General features: G+C 74.3%; 21 protein-coding genes and 1 pseudogene. 4 read left to right on the top strand and 18 right to left on the bottom strand.

Annotated features, from left to right (window positions below):
* Positions 1-44 precede the first annotated feature (44 nt).
* The gene (locus tag E4N63_RS14110; RefSeq protein WP_125625979.1) at positions 45-2,573 is read right to left on the bottom strand and encodes an ATP-dependent Clp protease ATP-binding subunit; all 2,529 of its coding nucleotides are present in this window, start codon (positions 2,571-2,573) and stop codon (positions 45-47) included.
* A 477-nt stretch (positions 2,574-3,050) separates the two neighbouring features.
* On the opposite strand from E4N63_RS14110, the gene E4N63_RS14115 reads away from it, so the two are divergent.
* Positions 3,051-3,614, top strand: coding sequence for an SCO3374 family protein (locus tag E4N63_RS14115; protein WP_230240828.1), 564 nt, complete (start codon positions 3,051-3,053; stop codon positions 3,612-3,614).
* Here the strand turns inward: E4N63_RS14115 and E4N63_RS14120 are convergent.
* The 9 genes and pseudogenes from E4N63_RS14120 to E4N63_RS14160 all read right to left on the bottom strand — a co-directional run bounded on the left by E4N63_RS14120 (position 3,593) and on the right by E4N63_RS14160 (position 12,760).
* Positions 3,593-3,931, bottom strand: a complete 339-nt coding sequence (locus E4N63_RS14120) for an Lsr2 family protein (RefSeq protein WP_125625981.1) — start codon at positions 3,929-3,931, stop codon at positions 3,593-3,595. The genes E4N63_RS14115 and E4N63_RS14120 overlap by 22 nt on opposite strands.
* Positions 3,932-4,156: 225 nt before the next feature.
* A complete protein-coding gene (locus E4N63_RS14125) occupies positions 4,157-4,675 on the bottom strand; it encodes an amino-acid N-acetyltransferase (protein WP_230240829.1) in 519 nt (172 codons plus the stop codon).
* A gap of 9 nt (positions 4,676-4,684) precedes the next feature.
* Positions 4,685-5,080: a BlaI/MecI/CopY family transcriptional regulator gene (locus E4N63_RS14130; protein WP_125625983.1), complete on the bottom strand. Its 396-nt coding sequence runs from the start codon at positions 5,078-5,080 to the stop codon at positions 4,685-4,687.
* 139 nt (positions 5,081-5,219) lie between these two features.
* Positions 5,220-5,405, bottom strand: coding sequence for a hypothetical protein (locus tag E4N63_RS14135; RefSeq protein WP_230240830.1), 186 nt, complete (start codon positions 5,403-5,405; stop codon positions 5,220-5,222).
* Between the two features lie 1,138 nt (positions 5,406-6,543).
* The gene (locus E4N63_RS14140; protein WP_019707669.1) at positions 6,544-7,341 is read right to left on the bottom strand and encodes a type III pantothenate kinase; all 798 of its coding nucleotides are present in this window, start codon (positions 7,339-7,341) and stop codon (positions 6,544-6,546) included.
* 6 nt (positions 7,342-7,347) lie between these two features.
* The gene (gene nadC, locus E4N63_RS14145; RefSeq protein WP_230240831.1) at positions 7,348-8,436 is read right to left on the bottom strand and encodes a carboxylating nicotinate-nucleotide diphosphorylase; all 1,089 of its coding nucleotides are present in this window, start codon (positions 8,434-8,436) and stop codon (positions 7,348-7,350) included.
* A 128-nt stretch (positions 8,437-8,564) separates the two neighbouring features.
* A pseudogene (locus E4N63_RS14150) lies at positions 8,565-10,279 on the bottom strand (L-aspartate oxidase); the annotation flags it as partial.
* 475 nt (positions 10,280-10,754) lie between these two features.
* On the bottom strand, positions 10,755-11,852 hold the full coding sequence (gene panC, locus E4N63_RS14155; protein WP_230240832.1) for a pantoate--beta-alanine ligase: 1,098 nt from the start codon (positions 11,850-11,852) through the stop codon (positions 10,755-10,757).
* On the bottom strand, positions 11,849-12,760 hold the full coding sequence (locus E4N63_RS14160) for a Rossmann-like and DUF2520 domain-containing protein (protein WP_043467358.1): 912 nt from the start codon (positions 12,758-12,760) through the stop codon (positions 11,849-11,851). Before E4N63_RS14160 ends, panC begins: the two co-directional genes overlap by 4 nt.
* A gap of 190 nt (positions 12,761-12,950) precedes the next feature.
* Here E4N63_RS14160 and E4N63_RS14165 point away from each other — a divergent pair, with 190 nt between their 5' ends.
* Positions 12,951-14,105: a low specificity L-threonine aldolase gene (locus tag E4N63_RS14165; protein WP_230240833.1), complete on the top strand. Its 1,155-nt coding sequence runs from the start codon at positions 12,951-12,953 to the stop codon at positions 14,103-14,105.
* 40 nt (positions 14,106-14,145) lie between these two features.
* Here E4N63_RS14165 and E4N63_RS14170 read toward each other — a convergent pair whose 3' ends face one another.
* Together E4N63_RS14170 and E4N63_RS14175 are read right to left on the bottom strand one after the other, a co-directional pair.
* Positions 14,146-14,817, bottom strand: coding sequence for a response regulator transcription factor (locus tag E4N63_RS14170; RefSeq protein ID WP_019707665.1), 672 nt, complete (start codon positions 14,815-14,817; stop codon positions 14,146-14,148).
* Positions 14,818-14,969: 152 nt separating this feature from the next.
* Positions 14,970-16,169 carry a sensor histidine kinase gene (locus E4N63_RS14175; protein WP_230240834.1) on the bottom strand — a complete coding sequence of 400 codons (1,200 nt, stop codon included), beginning with the start codon at positions 16,167-16,169 and terminating at the stop codon, positions 14,970-14,972.
* A gap of 134 nt (positions 16,170-16,303) precedes the next feature.
* Between E4N63_RS14175 and E4N63_RS14180 the strand changes: the two genes are divergently transcribed.
* Positions 16,304-17,662 carry an SAM-dependent methyltransferase gene (locus E4N63_RS14180; protein ID WP_230240835.1) on the top strand — a complete coding sequence of 453 codons (1,359 nt, stop codon included), beginning with the start codon at positions 16,304-16,306 and terminating at the stop codon, positions 17,660-17,662.
* A gap of 31 nt (positions 17,663-17,693) precedes the next feature.
* Here E4N63_RS14180 and E4N63_RS14185 read toward each other — a convergent pair whose 3' ends face one another.
* Together E4N63_RS14185 and E4N63_RS14190 are read right to left on the bottom strand one after the other, a co-directional pair.
* On the bottom strand, positions 17,694-19,133 hold the full coding sequence (locus tag E4N63_RS14185; RefSeq protein ID WP_230242481.1) for a PH domain-containing protein: 1,440 nt from the start codon (positions 19,131-19,133) through the stop codon (positions 17,694-17,696).
* Between the two features lie 233 nt (positions 19,134-19,366).
* Positions 19,367-19,906 (bottom strand): PH domain-containing protein, encoded by a 540-nt coding sequence (locus E4N63_RS14190; RefSeq protein WP_125626873.1) that lies wholly within the window; start codon positions 19,904-19,906, stop codon positions 19,367-19,369.
* Between the two features lie 42 nt (positions 19,907-19,948).
* Between E4N63_RS14190 and E4N63_RS14195 the strand changes: the two genes are divergently transcribed.
* A complete protein-coding gene (locus E4N63_RS14195) occupies positions 19,949-21,091 on the top strand; it encodes an NADH-quinone oxidoreductase subunit D (RefSeq protein WP_125626872.1) in 1,143 nt (380 codons plus the stop codon).
* A 301-nt stretch (positions 21,092-21,392) separates the two neighbouring features.
* Here E4N63_RS14195 and E4N63_RS14200 read toward each other — a convergent pair whose 3' ends face one another.
* The 4 genes from E4N63_RS14200 to E4N63_RS14215 form a co-directional block, all read right to left on the bottom strand.
* Positions 21,393-22,730: a hypothetical protein gene (locus tag E4N63_RS14200; protein ID WP_308188691.1), complete on the bottom strand. Its 1,338-nt coding sequence runs from the start codon at positions 22,728-22,730 to the stop codon at positions 21,393-21,395.
* A 64-nt stretch (positions 22,731-22,794) separates the two neighbouring features.
* Entirely contained in the window at positions 22,795-23,772 is a 978-nt protein-coding gene (locus tag E4N63_RS14205) for an ABC transporter substrate-binding protein (RefSeq protein WP_125626870.1), read from the bottom strand.
* Between the two features lie 266 nt (positions 23,773-24,038).
* Complete coding sequence (locus E4N63_RS14210; RefSeq protein WP_230240836.1) at positions 24,039-24,755, bottom strand: ABC transporter permease; 717 nt, start codon at positions 24,753-24,755, stop codon at positions 24,039-24,041.
* A 4-nt stretch (positions 24,756-24,759) separates the two neighbouring features.
* Positions 24,760-25,545 carry an ABC transporter permease gene (locus E4N63_RS14215; RefSeq protein ID WP_230240837.1) on the bottom strand — a complete coding sequence of 262 codons (786 nt, stop codon included), beginning with the start codon at positions 25,543-25,545 and terminating at the stop codon, positions 24,760-24,762.
* Positions 25,546-25,785 lie beyond the last annotated feature (240 nt).

Raw genomic sequence — 25,785 nt, forward strand, 5'->3', positions numbered from 1 at the left:
CGCCCCTCGGCCTTGCCCTGCCGTTCAGCGTCCCGCGCGAGCGGTCACGCGTCCTTGCTGAGGTTCGGGCCCGAGCCGCCGCCGGCGGCGGACTCGATCGGCGGGGCGTCCGGCAGTGCCGACTTCTCCTCGCCGCGGAAGGTGAACTTCTTCTGGTCACCCTCGCCCTCGGTGTCCACGACCACGATGTGACCGGGGCGCAGCTCGCTGAAGAGGATCTTCTCCGAGAGCTGGTCCTCGATCTCGCGCTGGATCGTCCGGCGCAGCGGCCGGGCGCCCATGACCGGGTCGTAGCCCTTCTTGGCGAGCAGCGACTTGGCCTCACCGCTGAGCTCCAGGCCCATGTCGCGGTCCTTGAGGCGCTCGTCCACCTTGTCGATCATCAGGTCGACGATCCGGATGATGTCTTCCTCGGTGAGCTGGTGGAAGACGACCGTGTCGTCGACGCGGTTGAGGAACTCGGGGCGGAAGTGCTGCTTGAGCTCTTCGTTGACCTTGTTCTTCATCCGCTCGTAGTTGCTCTTGACGTCACCCTGGGCCGCGAAGCCGAGATTGAAGCCCTTGGAGATGTCCCGGGTGCCGAGGTTGGTCGTCATGATGATGACCGTGTTCTTGAAGTCCACGACCCGGCCCTGGGAGTCGGTCAGCCGGCCGTCCTCCAGGATCTGCAGCAGGGAGTTGAAGATGTCCGGGTGGGCCTTCTCGACCTCGTCGAAGAGGACCACGGAGAACGGCTTGCGGCGCACCTTCTCGGTGAGCTGGCCGCCCTCCTCGTAGCCCACGTAGCCCGGGGGCGAGCCGAAGAGCCGCGAGACGGTGTGCTTCTCGCTGAACTCCGACATGTCGAGGGAGATCAGCGCGTCCTCGTCGCCGAAGAGGAACTCGGCGAGCGTCTTGGACAGCTCGGTCTTACCGACACCGGACGGGCCGGCGAAGATGAACGAGCCACCGGGACGCTTCGGGTCCTTGAGGCCGGCGCGGGTGCGCCGGATCGCCTGGGAGAGCGCCTTGATGGCGTCCTCCTGGCCGATGACGCGCTTGTGGAGCTCGTCCTCCATGCGGAGCAGCCGCGAGGACTCCTCCTCGGTGAGCTTGAAGACCGGGATGCCGGTGGCCGTGGCGAGGACCTCGGCGATCAGCTCCTCGTCGACCTCGGCGACGACGTCCATGTCGCCGGCCTTCCACTCCTTCTCCCGCTTGGCCTTCTGGGCCAGGAGCTGCTTCTCCTTGTCGCGGAGCGACGCGGCCTTCTCGAAGTCCTGGGAGTCGATCGCCGACTCCTTGTCCCGGCGGACGTTCGCGATCTTCTCGTCGAACTCGCGGAGGTCCGGCGGAGCGGTCATCCGGCGGATGCGCATCCGGGAGCCGGCCTCGTCGATCAGGTCGATCGCCTTGTCCGGCAGGAAGCGGTCGGAGATGTAGCGGTCGGCGAGCGTCGCGGCGGCCACCAGCGCTGCGTCCGTGATGGAGACGCGGTGGTGCGCCTCGTAGCGGTCGCGCAGACCCTTGAGGATCTCGATGGTGTGCGGCAGCGACGGCTCCGCGACCTGGATGGGCTGGAAGCGGCGCTCCAGGGCCGCGTCCTTCTCCAGGTGCTTGCGGTACTCGTCGAGCGTGGTGGCACCGATGGTCTGCAGCTCACCGCGGGCGAGCATCGGCTTGAGGATGCTCGCGGCGTCGATCGCGCCCTCGGCGGCGCCCGCACCCACCAGGGTGTGGAGCTCGTCGATGAACAGGATGATGTCGCCGCGGGTACGGATCTCCTTGAGCACCTTCTTCAGGCGCTCCTCGAAGTCACCGCGGTAGCGGGAGCCGGCGACCAGGGCGCCGAGGTCGAGGGTGTAGAGGTGCTTGTCCTTGAGGGTCTCGGGCACCTCGCCCTTGACGATCGCCTGGGCCAGGCCCTCGACGACCGCCGTCTTGCCGACGCCGGGCTCGCCGATGAGGACCGGGTTGTTCTTGGTCCGGCGGGACAGCACCTGCATGACCCGCTCGATCTCCTTCTCGCGCCCGATGACCGGGTCGAGCTTGGACTCGCGGGCCGCCTGGGTGAGATTGCGGCCGAACTGGTCCAGGACGAGGGAGGTCGAGGGCGTGCCCTCGGCCGGGCCGCCGGCGGTGGCGGCCTCCTTGCCCTGGTAGCCGGAGAGCAGCTGGATGACCTGCTGCCGGACCCGGTTCAGGTCGGCGCCCAGCTTCACGAGGACCTGGGCGGCGACACCCTCGCCCTCGCGGATCAGGCCGAGCAGGATGTGCTCGGTGCCGATGTAGTTGTGGCCGAGCTGGAGGGCCTCGCGGAGCGACAGCTCCAGGACCTTCTTGGCACGGGGAGTGAAGGGGATGTGGCCGGACGGGGCCTGCTGGCCCTGACCGATGATCTCCTCCACCTGCTGGCGGACCGCCTCGAGCGAAATCCCGAGGCTCTCCAGGGCCTTAGCGGCGACACCCTCACCCTCGTGGATCAGGCCCAGGAGGATGTGCTCGGTGCCGATGTAGTTGTGGTTGAGCATCCGGGCTTCTTCCTGAGCCAGGACGACAACCCGCCGCGCGCGGTCGGTGAACCTCTCGAACATCGTTAATCGCTCCTCAGAGCGGTCGGGCAGATCGGGGACGGTCCCCTCCCTGTCCTTCCGCATGCTAGTCCCGCAACAGGGGACAGCTCATTCCATCTGCCGACACCCGTCCGGTCTCCCCCGCTGGTTACGGGGACTTACTCCCACAAGTCTCCTGCCCCGGACAGCCGACAACAGCTCCAACCCGATGGTGCGAGACGATGTTCCCGCAGGCCAGGCATCTATCCACCTCGGCAGTACGCCGATGGCGAACGCTGGGCCGTGCCCGGACCCGCGACAACCGCGCTCCGTCCCTCCCCACAAGGCAAGTCTTACCCCCGGGGACCGACAGTCCATGCAGCGCGACCCCCGTCGCTCAGCTACGGGCGAACACCATTGCGCCCCCTCGGGCGCCTTGTACGCCCCCGTCGCTACCACGTTGCGTACCCGTTTGCCAACTCTGCGTAACCCGTACGGGTCCGCTCAGTTGCTCCCGGCATGACCACGGCCCCCGGTCGGCCCCGCACGGTGCCCGCCGACGAACGCGCCGCCCGCGACTGGTACGAGCACGGGCTGGGCTGGCCCACGGCGGGCGGCACGCCGCTGGAACTGCTCACCGGGGTGCGCTTCGACGTCCTGGAGCTGCCCGCCGCCGCGGGGCTCGCCGTGCTGCGGCGCGTGCCGGGCACCGGACCGGTCGCACTGCACGGCACACGGATGCGGCTGCTCGTGGCGCCCGGGAGCGCCCAGGAGCTGCCGGAGCTGCTCCGCTGGCTGGAGTGGGGCGGAGTGCCCCTGGGGCTCAGCGCGCTCGGCGCGGGCGGGCGGACGGCCGCTCCCCTGGCCCGCGGGGCGGGCGGCGGGCCCGTCTGGCTGCGCCCGCCCGTGCCGGGGCGCGAGGTGGAGCCGGCCCTGCCCGCGGCGACGGTGCGCGGCGGGACGCGGGCCGGGGGCGCCGGTGCGTCCGCCCCCGATCTCGTACGGCTCCTGGGCACGGCGGCGACGGAGTGCCACCGGGCCCGGCTGCTGCGCGGCCGGGGTCAGCCGTTCGCCTTCTCGTAGGCCTCCCGCACGGTGGCGGGGACACGGCCGCGGTCGTTGACCTCGTAGCCGTTCTCCTTCGCCCAGGCGCGGATCTTCGCGGTGTCCTGGCCGCCGCCCCCGGAGGCCGCCCGGGCCTTTCCGCGGCCGCCGGCCGAACGGCCGCCGGTGCGCCGCCCGCTCTTGGTGTACGGCTCCAGAAGACCCCGGAGCTTGTCCGCATTGGCGGTGGTGAGGTCGATCTCGTAAGTCTTGCCGTCGAGAGCGAACGTCACGGTCTCGTCCGCCTCGCCACCGTCGAGGTCATCAACAAGAAGGACCTGAACCTTCTGTGCCACCGGATTCCCTTTCATCGAAAAAGCAGTACGACGGAAAGCAAACCGCCTTTCAGGGAAAAACACAAACCCCCGGGTGGGGTTCAGTGCGGCATCGGCACGAGAAAGGTGCGCGTTTCGGACATAGGGTATGGGTTCCGCCGGGGAAGGGCTGCGGAAGGCGTACGGAAGGCGTGGGGCAAGGACTGCCGAAGACGACTGAACGAAGACGCGCGAATAACCTCGCGGTCACAGGTGCAGAAGCATCCGGCTGTTGCCCAAGGTGTTCGGCTTCACCCGTTCGAGCCCGAGGAACTCGGCCACGCCCTCGTCATAGGAACGGAGCAGCTCGCTGTAGACATCGCCGTCGACGGGGGCGTCACCGATCTCCGTGAAGCCGTGCTTGGTGAAGAAGTCGACTTCGAAGGTAAGGCAGAAAATACGGCGAACCCCGAGGCGGCGGGCGGTCTGTACCAATTTCCCGAGGACCCGGTGGCCCACCCCGTGGCCCTGCACGGCGGGATCCACGGCCAGGGTGCGGACCTCCGCGAGGTCTTCCCACATCACATGGAGTGCGCCGCAGCCGACGACCCGGGCGTCCGCCACGCGTTCGGCGACCCAGAACTCCTGGATGTCCTCGTAAAGGGTCACCGTCGCTTTGTCGAGCAGGATACCGTCGCGGACGTAGCCGTCGATGAGACCGCGGATCGCCGGGACATCGCCCGTCCGCGCCCGCCGGACAGTGACCTCATTTGATACTGGGGACATGCACGGACGCTATCGTTCCGCGGCCTCCGGTCCCTCATCGGGACGGTCCAGCCGCACCACGCGGATGGCGTCCCGGAGGTCTTCCCGCTCTTCCTCCGACATCATCCCGAAGAAGGCGACAAGGGCGGCGGCGCGGTTGTCGCTGGCGGCCCACGCCTCGTTCATGAGGGCGGCGGAGTAGGCGGCCCGGGTGGAGACGGCCGCATATCGATAGGCCCGGCCTTCCGCTTCTCTGCGCACCCAGCCCTTCCGGTGCAGGTTGTCCAATACGGTCATGACCGTCGTGTAGGCGATGGGGCGTTCCTTCCGGAGGTCCTCCAGAACTTCGCGGACGGTGACCGGGCGGTTCCATCGCCACACCCGCGTCATCACGGCGTCTTCCAGCTCACCCAATGGTCGAGGCACCCGGAAACCCTAGCGGCAAAACCTACGAATTCCGGCTATTCGGACAGGAAAAAGGGCGCGGCCCGGGGACGTGCGGTCCCGGGCCGCGCCCCTTCGGCCGGTGCGGCCGGCGCGGCCGGTCATGCGGCCGGCGGAGCCGTCAGGAGGCGGTGCCCTCCGGCGGCGTACCGGGGCGGGCGGCCTCGGCCCGGGCCAGCGCCGCGTCGACGGCGGCGTCCTCCTTGGCCTTGTTGGCTCCGCCCTGGCTCTTCACGATCGTCACGATCAGCGCGATGAAGGCCACGGCCATGACCGTGGAGGGCAGAAGCGCGGCAACGTATTCCATACCGACCAGGGTAACGAGCCGGGCGCGCCGCCGGGCCTCCGGCACCCTCAGCCGGCCGAACGCCCCTCCTCGGGCCGCTGGGGCGGCGCGGGGGCCGGGCGCCGGCGCGGCGGGAAGACCTCGGCCGGAGTCGGCACCGGGCGGGCCGGGGGCTCGGACTCGGGACCGGCCGGGCGCTCCGGCTCGGGGCGGCCGGCCGGGGCTTCTCCGCGGGGCCGGTGTCCCGCCGCGGGCGGGGCCGCTTCGCCGGTTCGGCGGCCGTCGCCGCGCGGCTGCCCGGAACGGCCGGAAGGGCCGGAGGTGGCACCGGTAGGGCCGGAGGTGACAGAGGAGCCGGAAGGGCGGGGCCGACGGGGCGGGGAGGGCCGGTACGGCGAGCAGCCGCCGGGCAGCCCGCCGGGCGGGGCCCGGCACGGCCGCGAGCCGGGCCTGCGCGGGCGCCGGGGGCCGGTGGGGGCGGCGGCCGGGGGCCGGTGCCGGGCGGCCGCCTCCGGGGCGGTGGTCCGGGCGGCGGGACGAGCGGTGGGACGAGCGGTGCGGGCGGGGCCCCACCGCGGCGCAGCAGCGCGCGGCCGCGGGCCGCGTCGGCGGGGCTCACCGACGGGTCGGCGCAGAGCGAGCGGAGCGCGGCGAGATCCTCCTCCCCGGGCGGGCGGCCGGCGTCGGCGGCCTCCCGGAGACGGTCCAGATAGCCGGCCGACGAGCCCGGGAGGGCGGCCCGGTAGCGGGCCAGATCGGCGTGGAGGAAGGCGCGGAGCCTGTCGCTCTCGCGCACCGCCTCGGCCATGTCCTCGGCGAGGCGCTCCAGTTCCGGCGCTCCCCGGCCCGCTCGGGGCCGGGGCGGGCGGGGCCGGGCCGGGCCGCAGGGCGAGGGCGAGGGCCCGGCGCAGGACGGACACTTCGTCGGCGCTGAACGCCAGGGCGCCGCGGGAATCAAGAGGCATGGGCATAAGCAGATTTTTACCACTTAACGGACATTATTCGCCGCGTGTGGCGCCGTCGGGCGTGCCCCGGGGGGGTGTGTGCGTTCACGGGCCGCCGGCGGCGGGCCCCGGCCGTGGTGGGGCGCGGACGGAACGGTCCGGCGGGGGCGCCGGGGGTCGTACGGGCCCCGCCCGGCGCCGTCCCGGCCGGTGCGTCAGGTGCGGGAGACGTTGCGCTCGTAGACCAGGCGGAGGCCGATCAGCGTCAGCCAGGGCTCGTGCTCGTCGATCACCGCCGACTCGCCGAGCACCATGGGGGCCAGGCCGCCGGTCGCGATCACGGTGACGTCGTCCGGGTCGTCCGCCAGTTCGGTGGCCATCCGGCCCACGACACCGTCGACCTGGCCCGCGAAGCCGTAGAGGATGCCGGACTGCATGGCCTCGACGGTGTTCTTCCCGATGACGCTCCGCGGGCGGGCCAGCTCGATCTTGCGGAGCTGGGCGCCGCGCACCCCGAGGGCGTCCACGGAGATCTCGATGCCCGGGGCGATCACGCCGCCGACGTACTCGCCGCGCACCGACACCGCGTCGAAGGTGGTGGCCGTGCCGAAGTCGACGACCACGCAGGGGCCGCCGTACAGCTCGACGGCCGCCAGGGCGTTGATGATCCGGTCGGCGCCGACCTCCTTCGGGTTGTCCATGAGGATCGGCACACCCGTCTTGACGCCCGGTTCGACCAGCACGGCGGGCACGTCGCCGTAGTAGCGGCGGGTGACCTCGCGCAGTTCGTGCAGCACGGAGGGGACGGTGGAGCAGATCGCGATGCCCTCGATGCCGTCGCCCAGCTCGTCGCCGAGCAGCGGGTGCATGCCCATCAGGCCCTGCAGGAGCACGGCGAGTTCGTCGGCCGTGCGACGGGCGTCCGTGGAGATCCGCCAGTGCTCGACGATGTCCTCGCCGTCGAACAGGCCGAGGACGGTGTGGGTGTTGCCGACGTCGATGGTGAGCAGCATCGTCTCTCACGCCTCCGGGCGGTCGTCGGCGGCGCCCGCCCCGGCACCGGCACCGGCACCGGCCTGCGGCTCGTCGCGCAGGTCGAGACCGATGTCGAGGATGGGGGAGGAGTGGGTGAGCGCCCCGACCGCGAGGTAGTCGACCCCGGTCGCGGCGTAGGCGCGCGCGTTGTCGAGGGTGAGGCGGCCGGAGGACTCCAGCCGGGCCCGGCCCGCGACGAGGGCGACGGCCTCGCGGGTCTCCTCGACGGTGAAGTTGTCCAGCAGGATCAGGTCGGCGCCCTCGGCGAGCACCGGCTCGATCTGGTCGAGGCGGTCCACCTCGACCTCGACGGGCACGTCGGGGAACTCGCTCCGCACGGCCTTGAAGGCAGCCGCGATCCCACCCGCCGCCACGACGTGGTTGTCCTTGATGAGCGCCGCGTCCGAGAGCGACATGCGGTGGTTGAGGCCGCCGCCGCAGCGGACCGCGTACTTCTCCAGGAAGCGCAGCCCGGGGGTGGTCTTGCGGGTGTCGCGGACGGCCGCGCCGGTGCCCTCCAGGGCGTCGGCCCAGGCGCGGGTGGCGGTCGCGATGCCGGAGAGCCGGCAGAGGAGGTTGAGGGCGCCGCGCTCGCCGGTGAGCAGATCGCGGGTGCGGGTGCGCACGGTCAGCAGCTTCTGGCCGGGCTCGACCCGGTCGCCGTCCATCACATGCCGTTCGACCTCGAACTCGTCGGTGCAGACGACCGAGAGGACCGCCTCGGCGACGCGCAGGCCCGCGACGGTGCCGGCCTGGCGGGCGGTGAAGTCACCGGTGGCGACGGCGTCCTCGGGGATCGTCGCCACCGTCGTCACGTCCACGCCGTGGTCGAGGTCCTCCTCGATGGCGACGTGCGCCAGGTCCTCCACCTGGACGGGGTCGAGCCCGCCCAGCGCCAGCAGTTCGGCGAGCGCGGGGTCGAGACCGCATTCCAGGGGGTCCAGGTCGTAGCCCTCGCCGCCGTCACCGCAGCCGCAGGAGTCGCCGCACCCGCCACCGTCCGCCCCGGCGGAGGGGCCGCCGATCTGGAGCAGCGGAAGGTCCACGGGCTGTGGACGGTCAGGGGTGTTCACGAGTTGTCCCTTCGGGGTGGATCGTGGTGGACGGCCGCGGAGGCGTCCGTCCGGCCGGCGGGGCCGCGGGAGGCTCCGGGGGAATCCGTGCCGGTTCCGGCCCCGGCGCGCGCGCCGGGGCGTACGGGCGGGAAGTCTGCCGTGTCCGTGGAGATGATCGCCAGTTCGGCATCCGGCCCGAGGCGGGCGACGAGGTGGCGGCGCCAGTGCTCGTCGTCGCGGTCGGGGCGGTCCTCGCGCCAGTGGCAGCCGCGGGTCTCCTCGCGCTCGCGGGCCACGGCGACCAGGACGCGGGAGACCAGCAGGAGGTTCGTGGCCTCCCAGCTCTCCACACAGGGCTCGGCCGTCTTGCCGTCCACGCTCAGCTCGGCCGCGGCCGTGGTGTGCAGGCGCTCCAGGTCGGCGGCGGCGCCGGCGAGGCTGGCGGCGCTGCGGAGGACGCCGGCGCCGGCCGTCATGATGCGCTGGATCTCGTAGCGGGCCTCGGGGACGGGGAGGGGCCGCCGGGGGCGGCGTCGGGGACGGGGCCGGAGCCGCCGTCCGGGGTGCCGGTGCCGGTGGTCTCCGCGGGTCCGGTGCCGGTCCCGGCCCGGGCGGCCTCGGTGCTGTCCGGGGTGCCGGAGATGTCGGCGGCGATGCGCTCGGCGAATACCAGGCCCTCCAGAAGGGAGTTGGACGCGAGCCGGTTCGCGCCGTGCACGCCGGTGCACGCGACCTCGCCGCAGGCGTAGAGCCCGGGGACGGTCGTCCGTCCGCGCAGGTCGGTCCGCACCCCGCCGCTGGCGTAGTGCGCGGCCGGGGAGACCGGGATCAGCTCCGTCACCGGGTCGATGCCGTGCGACCGGCAGGCCGCGAGGATGGTCGGGAAGCGGTGCTCCCACATCTCGGCGCCGAAGTGGCGGGCGTCGAGGTACATGTGGTCTGCGCCGGTCTCGCGCATGCGGCGCATGATGCCCTTGGCGACGATGTCGCGGGGCGCCAGCTCGGCGAGTTCGTGCTGCCCCCGCATGAAGCGCACACCGTCGGCGTCCACCAGGTACGCGCCCTCGCCGCGGACCGCCTCCGACACCAGCGGCTGCTGCCCCTCGGCGCCGGGGCCGAGGAACAGCACCGTCGGGTGGAACTGGACGAACTCCAGATCGGAGACCTCCGCGCCGGCCCGCAGCGCCAGCGCCACCCCGTCGCCGGTGGACACGGCGGGATTGGTCGTCGCGGAGAACACCTGCCCCATGCCGCCGGTGGCGAGCACCACCGCGGGGGCGCGCACGGCGCCCACGCCGTCCCGCTGCCCCTCGCCCATGACGTGCAGGGTGACGCCCGCGGTACGGCCCCGGACGTCCTTCATCAGATCGAGCACCAGGGCGTTCTCGACCGTCTCCACCCCGGCCTCGCGGACCGCCTCGACCAGCGCCCGGGAGATCTCCGCGCCGGTCGCGTCGCCGCCGGCGTGGGCGATCCGGCGGCGGTGGTGGCCGCCCTCGCGGGTCAGCAGTATCTCGCCGGTGCCGGCGTCGGTGTCGAACCGGGCGCCGCTGCCGATCAGCCGGCGTACGGCGTCGGGGCCCTCGGTGACCAGGGCGCGCACGGCCGTCTCGTCGCACAGCCCGGCGCCCGCGACCAGGGTGTCGTCCAGATGCTGCTCCGGGGTGTCCCCGTCGCCGAGGGCGGCCGCGATGCCGCCCTGCGCCCAGCGGGTGGAACCGGCGTCGAGCCGCGCCTTGGTGACGACGACGGTCTTCCGGCCGGCGGCGGCGCAGCGGAGGGCGGCGGTCAGCCCGGCGACGCCGGAGCCCACCACGACGACATCCGCGTCGATGGCCCAGCCGGGTGCCGGGGCGGTCAGCGCGAGCGCCTCGGGGACGGCAGGGCCGCCGGGGCGGTCGGCCGGGGGGACCCGGTCGGACTGGTGGATCTGGTGCGGGTGGTGGGGCCGCTGGATGTGGTGGGCGCGGTGCGGGGGCGGGGCTGGTCGGGATGGCGGGGTGGTCGTCCTGGCGGGCCCGGTCGGCGCCGTCGGCCCGGTGTCCGTTGTCGGGAGTACTCACAGGGCGGCTCCGGACGGGCGGCGGGCGCGTGGTCCGGGCCGCGTTGCGGTGCTCCCCGGGATGCGGGAGGCGCGGGGACCACAGCCGGGGCCGGGAGTGCGGCCGGGCGGGGCGCCGGGGGCGTGACACAAGGCGCGTGGGTGCGGGAGGGCGCCGGAGCGGCCGTCCGGGGCCTCGGCGCCGGCCCGGCCGGGGCGAGGGCTTGCCGGGCGGCGGGCCGCCGGTTCGGGTGCCGGCGCGGCGTGCGCGACGGACTCATCGGGCCGGACAAGCTCATCGGGTGGCTCCGAACTGCAGGCGGATGTTGTCGATCAGACGGGTGGTGCCCACCCGGGCCGCCACGGCCAGCACGGCCTCGCCCCGGTGGTCCGCCGGGACCTCGGTGAAGTCGGAAGGGCCGACGAGGGCCAGGTAGTCGGTCACCAGCGGCGGCTGCCGCTCCGCCGCCTCGTCGAGCACGGCGCGGGCGGCGGAGCGTACGGCGTCCGGGTCCGCGACCGGCACGGTGGACGGCTCCGGCGCCGGTACCGGTACGGGCACGCCGGGAGTCGCGGACGGTGCGCGGTCCCCGGCCGGCGCGGGCTTCCCGGCCGCCGGTTCCGTCCCGGCCGCCGCGGCGGTCCCCGCCTCCCGGCCCGCCGCCAGGGCGCGGGACAGCGCCAGCGCCGTGACCCGCTCGGGCCCGGAGAGATAGCGGTTGCGGCTGGACAGGGCCAGCCCGTCGGGCTCGCGGACGGTCGGGACGCCGGCGATCCGGACGGGGAAGTTCAGGTCGCGCGCCATGCGCCGGATCAGCGCGAGCTGCTGGGCGTCCTTCTCGCCGTAGAGGGCGAGATCCGGGGCGGTGAGGTGGAGCAGTTTGGCGACGACGGTGAGCATGCCGTCGAAGTGCCCGGGGCGGCTGGCGCCCTCCAGCCGCTCCCCCATCGGGCCGGCGGAGATCCGGACCTGCGGCTCCCCGCCCGGGTAGACCTCCTCGGCGGACGGCGCGAAGACGACGTCCGCGCGCTCCTGCGCGGCGACGAGGAGATCGGCGTCGAGGGTGCGCGGATAGCGGTCGAGGTCCTCACCGGCACCGAACTGCAGCGGGTTGACGAACACGGTCACGACGACCTGGCCGTCCGGGCCGACCCGGTCGCGGGCGGCACGGATCAGGGCGGCGTGCCCCGCGTGGAGGGCTCCCATCGTCATCACGACCGCGCGCTCGCCGCGCCGGTCCAGGGCGCGCAGTGCGGCCGCCGTACGGATCAGGGCGGGCCCGGGTCCTGTGGCGGCGGTGGCCGCGTCCACGTCAACGTGCCCGCCGGGGGCGCCGGTCGCGCCGCCGGGGGCGGTGGTCGTCGCGTCCGTCGTGTTCCGGTCGCCCGTCATCGGGTGCCTCCGTCCGCGAGCACGCCCAGCAGGTCCTCGGCCAGCTCCGGTTTCAGCAGCCCGGAGGCCATGGCGCGGTCCGCCGTGGCGCGTGCCATGGCGAGATAGCCGGCGACGGTCTGCGGCGCGTGCTCGCGCAGCTCGGCGACGTGCGCGGCGACCGTGCCGGCGTCACCGCGCGCGACGGGGCCGGTGAGGGCCGCGTCACCGGAGCGCAGGGCGTTGTCCAGGGCCGCGCCCAGGAGCGGGCCCAGCATCCGGTCGGGGGCGCCCACCCCGGCGGCGCGCAGCAGTTCGAGCGACTGGGCCACCAGCGTGACGAGATGGTTGGCGCCGAGCGCCAGGGCCGCGTGGTACAGCGGGCGGGCGGACTCCTCGATCCACTCGGGCTCGCCGCCCATCTCGATGACCAGGGCCTCGGCGGCGAGCCGCAGTTCCTCCGGCGCGGTCACGCCGAAGGAGCAGCCGGCCAGCCGCTGGACGTCGACGGCGGTGCCGGTGAAGGTCATCGCGGGGTGCAGCGCCAGCGGCAGGGCGCCGGCGCTCCGGGCGGGGTCCAGTACGGCTGTGCCGTAGCGGCCGGAGGTGTGCACCAGGAGCTGTCCGGGGCGTACGGCGCCGGTCTCCGCCAGACCCTGGACGAGCCGGGGCAGGGCGTCGTCCGGAACCGTCAGCAGGACGAGCTCCGAACGGGCCAGGACCTGCGCCGGCGACACCAGGGGCACCTCGGGCAGCAGGGCCGCCGCCCGGCGCACCGAGGCGTCGGAGACGCCCGAGACGGCGACCGGGCGGTGCCCGGCGAGCCGCAGCGCGGCGGCGAGCGCGGGGCCGACCCGGCCCGCGCCGACGACCCCGACGGCGAGCCTGGCGGGGCGGTCCTTGGCCTCGGGGAGAGGGGGTGTGTTCACGGAATACGGCCTTCCGTTCCAGTCCGCTGGCCCGGTTCGGGAGGGCCAGGGGCGGTACCGGACGTGTCCCGGCCAGCTTACGCGAGGACGGTCGGCCGCCTTTCCGCGCTGCGCGCCGGGGCCGGGAGCCGGGAGCCGGGGACGGGGCCGGGGCCGGGCGGGCCCGTGGCCGGTGCGACATCATCGGCGCATGGTGGACGACACGAGTGACGAGGAGCGGGCCCGCAGACTCGCCGCCTGGGGCGGGGCCCGCCGGAGGCTGGCGGAGGTCGCGTCGGCGGAGACCATCGGCGGTCGGCTGGCGCGGCTGGCCGCGGAGGCGCCCGCCGCGTACGACCTGTCCGAGCGGACCGACGTCTACGGCGACGGCGCCGTGGAGGCCCTGGAGCGCCGGGTCGCCGGGCTGCTGGGCACGGAGGCCGCCGCGTTCTTCCCGACCGGCACGATGGCCCAGCAGATCGCCCTGCGCTGCTGGGCCGGCCGGACGGGGAACGCGACCGTGGCCCTCCACCCGCTGGCGCACCCGGTGCGGCACGAGCGGGACGCCCTGTCGGTGCTGGGCGGACTGCGGACGGTCCACCCGACGCGGGAGCCCCGGCAGCCCACGGCGGACGAGGTGCGGGAGATGGACGAGCCGTTCGGCACGCTGATGCTCGAACTGCCGCTCCGCGAGGCGGGGTTCGTCCTTCCCTCCTGGGAGGAGCTGGAGGCCGTCACCGGGGCGGCGCGGGAACGGGACGCGGTGGTGCACGTCGACGGCGCGCGGATCTGGGAGTGCGCCCGCCATCTGGGGCGGGAGCTGCCGGAGATCGCGGCCCTCGCGGACAGCGTGTACGTGTCGTTCTACAAGTCGCTCGGCGGTCTTTCGGGGGCCGCGCTGGCCGGCCCGGAGAGCCTCGTCGCGGAGGCGAAGGCGTGGCGGCACCGGTACGGCGGGCAGCTCTACCAGCAGTGGCCCGCGGTGCTCTCCGCGCTGGCGGGGCTGGACCGGGAACTGCCGAGGCTGCCGTCGTACGCCGCGCACGCCGGGGTCGTCGCGGGCGCGCTGCGCGAGGGGCTGGCGGCCGCCGGGGTGCCGTGGTTCCGGGTGCACCCGGAACCGCCGCACACACACGAGTTCCAGGTGTGGCTGCCGTACCCGGCGGACGCGCTGACCGAGGCGGGGACGCGGCAGGCCGAGGAGACGGGGACGCTGCTGTTCCGGGCCTGGTGGGACGAGCAGCGGGTCCCGGGGGTCGCGATGACCGAGGTGACGGTCGCCGGTCCGGGGCTGGAGTGGACGGCGCGGGACGTCACCGAGGCGGTTGCGGGATTCCTCGGCTTCCTGGAGCGGACGGAGGGCTGAGCCGGGCCCGCGGCCGCCCGGCCGCCGGCCCGCGGCGCGGCTACGGCGTTCCGCCCGCCCGGACCAGGCCGGTCTCATAGGCCAGGACGACCACCTGCACCCGGTCGCGCAGCTCCAGCTTGGTGAGGATGCGGCCCACATGGGTCTTCACCGTGGCCTCGGAGAGCACCAGCCGGGCGGCGATCTCGCCGTTCGACTTCCCCTGCGCCACCAGCAGCATCACCTCGCGCTCGCGTTCGGTGAGCCGCCCGATGCGGCCCTTCGCGGGGACGTCGGCGGGGCCCGGCATCATGGGCGTGAAGCGGTCGAGAAGGCGGCGGGTGGTGCTCGGGGCGACCACCGCGTCCCCGCTGTGCACGGCGCGGATGGCGGACAGCAGTTCGGCCGGCGGCACGTCCTTGAGCATGAACCCGCTCGCGCCGGCCTTGAGCGCGGAGAAGGCGTACTCGTCGAGGTCGAAGGTGGTCAGGATCAGCACCTTGGGCGCGCCCTCCCGGGCGCAGATCCGCCGGGTGGCCTCCACCCCGTCCAGCCGGGGCATCCGGACGTCCATCAGGACGACGTCCGGAGCGGCCGGGCCGAGCACCTCCAGGGCCTCCGCTCCGTCGCCCGCCTCGGCGACGACCTCCATGTCGGGCTGTGCCGCCAGCACCATGCGGAAGCCGGTGCGCAGCAGCACCTGGTCGTCGACGAGCATCACGCGGATGGACATGTGTTCCCTTTCCGAGGGGTGGGGTCGTGCTGGAGCGGTGCTTGAGGGCGGTGCGAGCGGGGGGATCGGGAGCTGGTGGGACATGGGGGACGTGAGGTGTGCGCGAGGGCGGCGCCCGGAGGCCCGGGGACGGCGCCCGGCCGGGGGCCGCCTCAGCCCACCGGTTTCAGCGGCAGCACCGCGCTGATCCGGAAGCCCCCGCCGGGTCTCGGTCCCGCGTCCAGCTTGCCCCCGACCATGCCGACGCGTTCCCGCATGCCGATCAGGCCCTGGCCGAGCCCGTCCGAGCCGCCCTTCTCGTACACCTGCCGCTGGGCGCCCCGGCCGTCGTCCTCGACCAGCAGTTCGAGCTCACTGTCGCCGTAGGTGAGCCGCACGGACGCCCCGACGTCCGGGCCGCCGTGCTTGCGGGTGTTGGTCAGCGCCTCCTGGACGATCCGGTACGCGGTGAGCTCCACACCGCTCGCCAGCGGACGCGGCTTGCCGCCGACCCGGAAGTCGACCGGGAGCCCGGCGCCCCGCACCTGTTCGATGAGATCGCCGAGCTGCCGGACGTCCGGCTGCGGCACGTACTCCCCGCACTCCTCGCTCTCACCGGTGCGCAGCACGCCCAGCAGCCGGCGCATCTCCGCGAGCGCCTGGCGCCCGGTGCCGGAGATGGTCTCCAGCGCCTGCTTCGCCTGCTCCGGACTGGACTCCAGGACATAGGCCGCGCCGTCCGCCTGGACGACCATCACCGACACGTTGTGTGCCACCACGTCGTGCAGCTCCCGGGCGATCCGGGAGCGTTCGGCGGCCACGGCCATCTTGGCCTGCGCCTCGCGCTCCTTCTCGAGCCGGGCGGCGCGCTCCTCCAGCTGGGCGTAGTAGGCGCGGCGGGTGCGGATCGAGTCGCCGAGCACCCAGGCGAGGGCGAAGGGGACAGTCATGAAGATGACGACGATCAGGAACGAGCCCATGTCCGGGCCGTGCGGGGGCCAGCGGAGGTTGTAGATCGTCGGCGCCGCGAGACCCGCCGCCAGGGCGAGCCGGGACGCCCAGCGCGCCCCGTTGGCCGCGACGGTGTAGACGATCACCAGCATCCCGAAGTCGGCCGGGTTCTGCCGGATGTCGGTGAGGAGCTGCACCACGCCCGCTCCCGCGGCGATCAGCAGCATCAGCTCCGGCGCCCGGCGGCGCAGGGCGACCACCGTGCACAGCGCGGCCATCACGAGGATCCCGGCGAGCCGCTGCCCGGGACGGCCGGCCGTCTCCTCCGCGACCCACAGCCCGCCGAGCATCAGCAGGATGGCAGCCCAGAAGCTGTCGACACCCGTCGGGTGCCTGCGGAGGAAGTCGTAGAGACGCTGCACGTGACCCAGCGTAGGGACGGCGGGTAGGTGTAGGGGTCAACCGGACGGCCGATCCTCGGTTCGCGGGCCTACTCCCCAAGGTGGACACATCACCCATCACCGGCGCCTCCGCGGGGCGCGCATACCGTGGTCGGATGACGAGCGAGGGCGCGGGCGGGGACGGCGGCAGCGGTGACGGGGCGGCGGCCGTGGCGGGAGGGGCCGTGGCGGGGCGGCGCGGCGGGGCGCCGGGGCCGCTCCCGGGCGGCTGCTCGCCGGGCCCGGAGGTCCCGTCCGGCCCGCGGGGGTGGCGGCAGGCCACCGAGCGGGCGCTCTACGGACCGGGCGGCTTCTATCTGCGCGAGCGGCCCGCGAGCCACTTCCGTACCTCCGTCCATGCCTCGCCCCTCTTCGCGGACGCGGTGGCGGAGCTGCTGGCACGGGTGGACCGCGCACTGGGGCGGCCGGCGGACCTGGCACTGGTGGATGTCGGCGCGGGACGCGGCGAACTGCTCACCGGCGTTCTCGCGGCCGTCCCGCCGGCCCTGGGCGCACGGCTGCGCCCGTACGCCGTGGAGCGCGCCGCGCGCCCCGGCGGGCTCGATCCCCGGATCGTCTGGCGGCGGGGACTCCCGGCTCCGGAAGAGGGGCTGCGGGGACTGCTGTTCGCCAACGAGTGGCTGGACAACATCCCCGTCGACGTGGCGGAGACGGACCCCCGGGGGACCCCGCGGCTGGTCCTCGCCGGCCCGGACGGGCGGGAGACCCTGGGCGGACCCGTCACCGGACCGGACGCGGAATGGCTGCGCCGGTGGTGGCCCGCGGACTCCGGGCCGGGCACGCGCGCGGAGATCGGCCGCCCGAGGGACGCGGCCTGGGCGCGGGCCGTGCGTGCCCTGGAGAGCGGCCTGGCGGTGGCCGCCGACTACGCCCACACGCGGGCGTCCCGGCCGCCGCGGGGCACGCTGACGGGCTTCCGGGCCGGCCGCGAGGTGCCGCCCGTGCCGGACGGTTCCTGCGACATCACGGCCCATGTCGCTCTGGACGCCTGTGCGGAGGCGGGACGGAGGACGGTCGCGGAGAGGGACGCGCGCGAGGGCGCGCGAAGGGGCGCGCGTCCGGCCGCGGCAGACGGCCGGCGGGAACCGGGGCCGGGAGCCCGGCGGGAGAGCGGTGGGGAAGCGGGGCACGACAGCCGGCGGGAGGGCGGGCACAAGGACGGGCGGGAAACCGCGCGCGGCTCCGGACCGCCGTCGTCCGGTGCTCCGGTCCTGCTGACCCAGCGGGAGGCACTGCGGGCGCTCGGCGTCAGCGGCGGCAGGCCGCCCCTCGCCCTCGCGTCGCACCATCCGGCGGCGTATGTGCGGGCGTTGAGCCGGGCCGGCGAGGCGGCGGAACTCACCGACCCGGCCGGCCTGGGCGCGTTCGGCTGGCTGCTCCAGCCGGTCGGCATCGCACTGCCGGCGGACCTGACGGCGGGAGAGGCGGAGAGCACGGCGGGGAGGCGGCCATAGACGGCCATGAGGGCTGTCCGGCAGGGCTCCGTCAGCGGCCCGTCATCCACCGGTCCGGCAGTGCCTCGCGGCGGCCCGTCCGGGAGCGGTCGGCCTGGGCCCGGATCACGGCCCGCGCCTCGGCGGCGTCGCGGAGCCGGGCCGTCACCGACTTGTTGGCGCCGGTGTCCACGGTGACGTCGGCCAGCCCGCGCGCCCGCGTCCACGGCCCCTGGCGGAGCCGTACGCTCTGCACCTTCGCGTGCGGGACGAGCGACAGCGTGCGGCTCACCAGTCCGTGCCGGGCCGCGAACACCGGCCCCTCGGCCGTGAATCCGTAGCCCCGCCACCACAGCGGCACGCACCAGCGCGCCCGGCGCGGCACCGGACGCATCGCGCCGGCGACCGCCCGTACGTCCACCCCCGGCAGCACACGCGCGATCACCATGCCCGCCGTGTCCCGGTCCGCCACGGGCAGCAGCACGGTGTTCTTCGAACCGGCGACGTCCAGTTCGACCCGGACCCAGCCGCGCCGCCGCCACAACAGCGGTTCGACGATCCGCACGGTCTGCACGCGCCCCGGCGGCACCGTCTCGTGCGTCCGGTCGAGGAGCCCGTGGTCGAGCCGGAGCCCGTCCGGGGACTCACCCACCGTCCAGTCGTACTCGGTGATGTACCGGCCCGCGCTCGCCGCCCAGAAGGCGCCCATCGACGGAATCGCCGCCGCCAGAGCCGGCCAGGGGCTGCCGCTGAGCGCCCAGACGACCGCCGTGACGCCGGCCGCGGCGGCGAGGCCCACCCAGACCCCGGCGAGCAGCAGGATCGCCACGGCGAGGGTCCGGGGGTGGACCCGCGCGAGCTGCCGCGCGGGCGCCTCGCCGACGTCCCGCGCGGACTCCGGGGCGATGCCTGCCGCACGGGCCAGCAGCTCGGCGCGGAGCTCCCGGGCCTCCTTGTTGCTCAGGAACGCCAGTTCGTCCTTGGCGTCGGTGCCCAGGACGTCGAGCTTGAGCTTGGCGACGCCGATGACGCGGGCCAGCAGTGGCTGCGTGACGTCCACGGCCTGGAGCCGGTCGAGCCGGATGTGCGCGGTGCGCCGGAACAACAGGCCGGTACGGATGCGCAGTTCGGTGTCGGTCACGGAGAAGTGGGTGAACCACCAGCTGAGGAAGCCGTACGCGGCCGCGGCCGGGATGATCACCAGCAGGCCGAGGAGGGCATGGGTGAGGGTCAGCGCGTCGATCCACTTCTGTGCCTGGTCGAGATCGTGGATCACCCACCCGACGGCGATGGCGATCGGCGCCCAGGCGCGGCGCAGCGGGGTGACGGGGTGGAGCCGGCGCTCGCCGGGGGCACCGCGGCCGAAGGCAGGGCGGCACCGGTGCCGGGGCGGGAGTGGTGCCGGGGGCGGGCGCGACTTCGGTGGCCGGGCCGGCGGAGGGGGCCGGCCCGGTCCCCGGGAGGGGCGGCCGGGGCCGCGTCCGGCGGGCAGCGGGCTCCCCGTACCGGGGCCGTGGTCCGGCCCGCCGCTGCGGCGTGGGCCGGGACGGGAGCCCGGAGCGGGACCGGAGCCGGGACCGGGAGCGGGAGCGGGACCGCCCGGCCCGGTGCCGGCTCCGGTGCCGTTGCCAGTGCCAGTGCCAGTGCCGGTGCCGTTGCCGGGCTCCGGGTCCGGCCCCGGGCCCGCCCCGCCGCCGTTCCGTTCGGTGCCGGGCCCCGCGCCGGTCACAGCCCCGCCGATCGGGACTGGCCGAGTTCGGTGAGCCGGTCGCGCAGCCGGGCGGCCTCCGACGGCAGCAGACCGGGGATACGGGCATCGGAGGCGGCCGCGGCGGTGTGCAGCTGCACGCTCGCCAGACCGAAGTGCCGTTCCAGCGGCCCGGAGGTGACCTCCACGAGCTGCATCCGCCCGTACGGCACCACGGTCAGCTCCCGCCACAGCACCCCCCGGCTGATCAGCAGGTCGTCGGCCCGCTCGGCGTACCGCCAGGAGCGCCAGTTGCGCTCCAGCAGCCACCAGCCCCAGCCTCCGAGGAGCGCCGGCGGCACGGCGAAGAGGGCCCAGACCGGCCCGGCGGTGAACCACAGCAGGGCGCCCGGGCCGGCGGTCAGTACGGGCACCGTCGCCGCGAGGACGAAGCGGCGCAGCCGCAGCAGTCCGCGCGGCAGCGGGGTCCAGTCGGCGTCGATGCCGGCCGCCGTGCCGTCGCCCGCGGTGCCGTCGTCCGCGCTCGTGTCACCGGCCGTGTCCGTCCCCGTGTCCATGCCCCCAGCGTAGGCGGACTCCGCAACTGCCAGACTGTTCCCATGACGGAGACGACAGTCGGGATCGGCGGCGCGGCGGAGAGCACGGACATGGTGCTCAACATCGGCCCGCAGCATCCGTCCACGCACGGCGTGCTGCGGCTGCGGATCGTGCTGGACGGGGAGCGCATCCTCTCCGCCGAGCCGGTCGTCGGCTATATGCACCGGGGCGCGGAGAAACTGTTCGAGGCGCGCGACTACCGCCAGATCATCGTGCTCGCCAACCGGCACGACTGGCTCTCGGCGTTCTCGAACGAGCTGGGCGTGGTGCTCGCCGTCGAGCGCATGCTCGGCATGGAGGTACCCGAGCGGGCCGTGTGGACGCGGACCCTGCTCGCCGAGCTGAACCGGGTGCTGAACCATCTGATGTTCCTCGGCTCGTACCCGCTCGAACTCGGCGGGATCACCCCGGTGTTCTACGCCTTCCGGGAGCGCGAGGACCTGCAGGCCGTCATGGAGGAGATCTCCGGCGGCCGGATGCACTACATGTTCAACCGGGTCGGCGGGCTCAAGGAGGACCTGCCCGCGGGCTGGACCGGCCGGGTCCGGCAGGCCGTGGCCTCCGTGCGGTCCCGGATGAGCGACTACGACAACCTGGTGCTCGGCAACGAGATCTTCCGCGGCCGCACCCGCGGCGTGGGTGTGCTGTCGCCCGGGGCGGTGCACGCCTACGGGATCAGCGGGCCCATCGCGCGCGCCTCCGGGGTCGACTTCGACCTGCGCCGCGACGAGCCGTATCTGGCCTACGGCGAGCTGGGCGACGTGCTGAAGGTGGTCACCCGTGACGAGGGCGACTGCCTGGCCCGCTTCGAATGCCTGCTGGAGCAGACCCGTGTCGCGCTGGACCTGGCCGACGCCTGTCTGGACCGGCTCACCGCGCTGCCGCCCGGGCCGGTCAACCTGCGGCTGCCCAAGGTGCTCAAGGCGCCCGAGGGGCACACCTACGCCTGGACGGAGAACCCGCTCGGGCTGAACGGCTACTACCTGGTGTCGAAGGGCGAGAAGACGCCGTACCGGCTGAAGCTGCGCTCGGCCTCGTTCAACAACATCCAGGCGCTGGCCGAACTGCTGCCGGGGACACTGGTCGCGGACATGGTGGCGATCCTGGGGTCGCTCTTCTTCGTCGTCGGCGACGTCGACAAGTAACGGGGTCCGGGCGGGCGGGGTCGCGGCCGGGTGGACTGCGGCCCGGACCGGACCGCGGCCGTGTCCCCACCGGGCCCGGGCCGCCGCCCCGCCTTGTGTGCGGGGACGGTCCGCGGCGCCGGAGCCCTCTCCGTGTGTCCATACGTCCGGGTGCCCGGCCGCCCGGTGCCGCCCCGCTGTCACATGGCACCGCCGCCCCGACGGGAGCGTCGGAGCGGCGGTGATGCCGGTGTGGTCCGTGCGGCACGGCCCGTGCGGAGCCCGGGCGAGGGCTCACTGGTGCGGGGCTCCGGTACGGCGGTCAGGAGGAGTGGGCGCGCAGCTCACTGAGGTTGAGCTGTTCGGTCTCGTCGTGCTCGGTCAGGTCGATGACCTCGTTCTGCGCGTGCTCCGGCTCCTCGGGCTCCGGGGTCGCGGAGGCCGGGCCGGTCTGCCGCGGCGGCTGCCGCCGCTCGGACTGCTGCTTCCGGGAGAGCGGCTGCGGTCCGCGGCCCTGCCCGGAACGCGGCTCGTCCCGCTGCCCGGTGCGCTTGCCCCGCGGAGGCGTCTGCCGGGTCCGCTTCGCCGGCTGCGGCCGTCCGGACCCGCCGGCCCGCGCGGAGCCGTCGTCGCGCCGGGCGGGCCGCTCGTCCTCCCCAGTCGGCTCGCTCTGCCCGGTCGGCTCCTCCTGTCCGGCCGGCTCGTCCTGCCCGGCCGGCTCGTCCTGCCCGGCCGGCCCCTGCCGCGCCTCGTGCTCGGCGAGCGCCTCGGCGCCGACCACATCGGCCAGATCATCTTCCGGGGCGACGGCCGTCAGCTCCGGGCGCTGCCGCGCGGCCCGTTCGGACTGCGTACCGAAGAAGTCGAAACCGCCTTCGGTGCGCGGTGCGCTGCCGCGCCGGGGCTCGTACGGCACCACGGCCGCCGCGGCCGGCATCGTGTGCTGCTCGCGCGGCGCGGGGGTGCTGGGATCGGCGGCCGTGCGGTCACCGCCGTCGCTCCCGGCGGCCGCCGCGTGCTTCCCCCGGGGCTCGTCCGCCTCACCGTGGCCGGCCTGCTCGGCCTCCCGCCTGCGGGCGGCCGTGACCGTGCGCTCGGCCTGCTGGCGGGCGCCGTTGCGGGCCAGCCGCCGCAGCGCCTCGGAGGCCCGGAGGTAGGCCGCCGGTGTCGGGGTGCCGTCCCCGCCGAGGACGGGCCTGGCGGGCCCGGCCTCGATCGCGAGCAGGCGGCGGCCCTCCAGGGCGCTGGCCCGTTCGGTCTCCGCGGTGGCGTAGCGGCGCAGCAGCCCGGCGTGCTCGTTGCGGAGCCGGGCCAGTTCGGTGCGCTTGGCGCGCAGCTTGGCCTCCAGCTCCCCGCGGAGCTCGCGGAACTCCTCGACGTCCGACTCCAGTTCGGCGATCCGCTCCTCGGCGCGCCACTCGTCGCGCGTGCGGGCCCGGTGGAGGTCGGCGACCTGCTTGCCGGCGGCCCGGTCCCAGGCGCGCATGAGCACCGCGCCGGTGACGGCGGTGGCCGCCGCGGCCACCACCAGCAACCGGAGCCCCACCGGATCGTCGGTGAGCAGGGCGCCGACGGCACAGGCGGCCGAGACACCGATGACGGTCGACGGGGGCAGAAGCCGGTGCAGGGGTGGCGAATGGCGGTGGCGTCCACGTGGCATGGCCAGAAACTTACCGTGCGCCTGACGTAGATGGGGACCACGACGACAATCTGTTTTCCGCCGGTTACGTGTCAAGCAGTCCTTTGGACTTGAGGTAGTCGGCCGCCACATCCGCGGGCTTCTCCCGGTCGGCGTCGACCCGGCGATTGAGTTCGACGAGATCGCGGGTGGAGAGGGTGTCGGTGAGCCGGCCGAGCGCCGTCTCGATGTCCTTGCCGCCGGCGTCCTCGGCGTTCACCACGGGGAGCACATTGTCGGCGTTCTGGAGTCCCTTGTCGTCGGCGAGCAGGACCAGCCCGAATTCCTCCAGCGTGGCGTCGGTGGTCGTGGTCAGCACCATCTGGTCGGTGCCGTCCTTGACCGCCTGCTTGGCCTGCGGGGTGCCGACGCCCTTGGGGTCGACGGCGGTGATGTCGATGCCGTAGGTCTTCTCCAGACCGGGCCGGCAGAACGGGCGGATGTCGCACTCGTCGCCCGCGGCCAGCCTGATGGGCTTCCCGGAGGCCCCCAGATCGGAGAGCGTCTCAAGATCGTTCCTCTCCGCGAATTCCTCCGTGACGGCGAAGGCGTTCTGGTCCACGGCTTCACCCGCACGGAGTACCTTCAGACCGCGCGGCCCGGCAAGCTTCTTCAGCGCGGCGACGGTCTCGCCGACATCGTTGGAGGCGACGGGCTCGGCTTTCGGGCCGTTCTCCTTGGCGTTGAGGAATTCGGCGAGCGTGGCCGCGTATTCCGGCACGACATCGATCTCGCCCTTCTCCAGCGCCGGTTCGTACAACTCCCGGTTCTTGAGCGTCTTGACCGTGGTGTCGTAACCGGCATCCGCCAGCAGCGCCGCATACAACTCGGCCATCAGCGCGGATTCCGTGAAGCCGGCCGAGCCGATGACCAGCGAGCCCTTGCCGGAATCACCGGTTCCACCACCGCCCTTCTCCTCCAGGCTCCCGCCTCCGCAGCCGGTCGGCCCCGCGGTCAGGACGGCGAGGCCGGCGGCCGCGGAGAGGACGCGGCGGAAGCGGACGGAGTGCGCGATTCGGGTCATCGGGAGACCTTCCTGCTCGTTCACGGGGACGGGGAGGAGATGGGGACGGGGTGGGGACGGGGATACGGAAGCGTGGTGATCGGCGTACGGGCCCGGTGGGCGGCCGGGAGGCTGCCGCGCGGGCCGGTCCACGGGACAGCAGGCGGGGCCCGCGGACCGGGAGGACGGGACCGGGGACGGACGCGGGCGGCCCGTGGCCCGGGCGCCGGCGGAGGCCCCGGGCACCCGGCGCACCCGAAGCCGGGGCCGGAGGCGGCGCACCCCGGTCACGGCGCCACCCGGGTACCGCCCGCCGCCGCCCCGGGCCCCGCCGCGGAGCCCCTGCGCCGGATCGGGTCGAGCAGCCACTGCGCCAGCGCGAACAGCGCCTCGACGGCCAGCGCCACCGCGGCGACCAGCAGCGCCCCGGCCACCACCTGCGGGGTGCTGTAGGTGTTGAACCCCGCCGTGATGATCCGGCCCAGCCCGCCGCCGCCCACCAGCCCGGCGAGGGTTGCCGTGGCGACGACCTGGATCGCCGCCGACCGCACCCCCGTCATGATCAGTGCGAAGGCCAGCGGGAGTTCGACCCGGGCGAACACCTGGCCGCCGGACATCCCCATGCCCCGCGCGGCCTCCACGACGTCCCGGTCCGCCTCGCGCATCCCGACGTAGGCGTTGGTCAGCAGCGGCGGCACCGCGAACAGCACCAGCGCGATGACCGTCGGCAGGTCGCCGTGGCGGCCCAGCGGGGTGAGCGTGAGCAGGACCAGCACCGCGAACGTCGGCACCGCGCGCCCCGCGTTGGAGATGTTGACGGCCAGCGCTCCGCCCCGCCCCCGGTGCCCCAGGTACAGCGCCACGGGCAGCGCGACGGCGCAGGCGAGCCCGAGGCTGACCGCCGTCAGCCACAGATGCTCGGTGAGCCGCCGCCCCGCGCCCGCGCCACCGGCCCAATGCGCCTCCGTGGTCAGCCAGTTCCAGGCTTCCGCCAGGACGTCCATGTGCTCAGCCCGCCTTCGCCGCCGGGGCGGCGGAAGGATCGGACGCCGGAGCCGCCGCCCGGGGGACCGCGGGAGGGGAGGACGGCCCGGCGCCACCCGGCCGTGCGGACGCCCCGGCGGACCGTATGTGCCGCGTCCAGGGCGTCAGCAGCCGCTGCGCCCCGAGCAGCAGCAGATCCGCCAGCACGGCCAGCAGCACACAGATCACCGAGGCGGTCAGCACCTGGGCCCGGAAGAAGCTGTCCAGACCCGCGTAGAGGAGATTGCCCAGACCGCCGTGGCCGACGATCGCGCCGACCGTCGTCAGGGACACGGCGGAGACCGCGGCGATCCGCAGTCCTGCCATCAGCGCGGGCAGCGCGAGCGGTATCTCCACCTCGAACAGCAGCCGGGCCGGGCCGTATCCCATCCCGCGCGCCGCCTCACGCGCGCCGTCGGGGACGGCGTCGAGCCCGGCCAGGATGTTCCGCACCAGCACCGTCAGCGAGTACAGGGCGAGCCCCGTCACCACCACCGAGGCCGACAGCCCGAACACCGGCATCAGCAGGGCGAACATGGCGAGCGACGGAACCGTGTAGAGGACGGTCGTCAGCCCCAGCACCGGGCCGGCCAGCCCGCGCCACCGGCGGGCCAGCAGCGCCAGCGGAAAGGCGGCCAGCAGCCCGATCACCACCGAGGAGAGCGCGATCAGCACATGCTGCGCGGTGGCGTCCAGCAACTCCTGCGAGCGCGTGCGGAGATACTCCCCGCAGATCCATTCGTTCGCCGTCAGACAGCTCTGCCCGCTCACGACCGTCCCCCTCGCGGTGCGTTGTCAGCCGTTCTCTCCGCGCTTCTCTCCGCCTGCCCGTCCCCGTGGTGCCCGTGGTGCCCGTGCGTGGTCCCGCGTCACGTTCTCCTCATGCTCACTGTGCGGCGACCCTATCCCCCGGGTCGGACAACTCCCCGGGAAACGGTGGCGCGCCGGTATCGTGGGCCGCCGGATCCGGCACGGGCGCCCGTCGCCCGGCCGGAGAGCCGGAGCCGTCGT

The organism is Streptomyces sp. MNU89 (assembly GCF_020982505.1).
GTDB lineage: Bacteria > Actinomycetota > Actinomycetes > Streptomycetales > Streptomycetaceae > Streptomyces > Streptomyces xinghaiensis.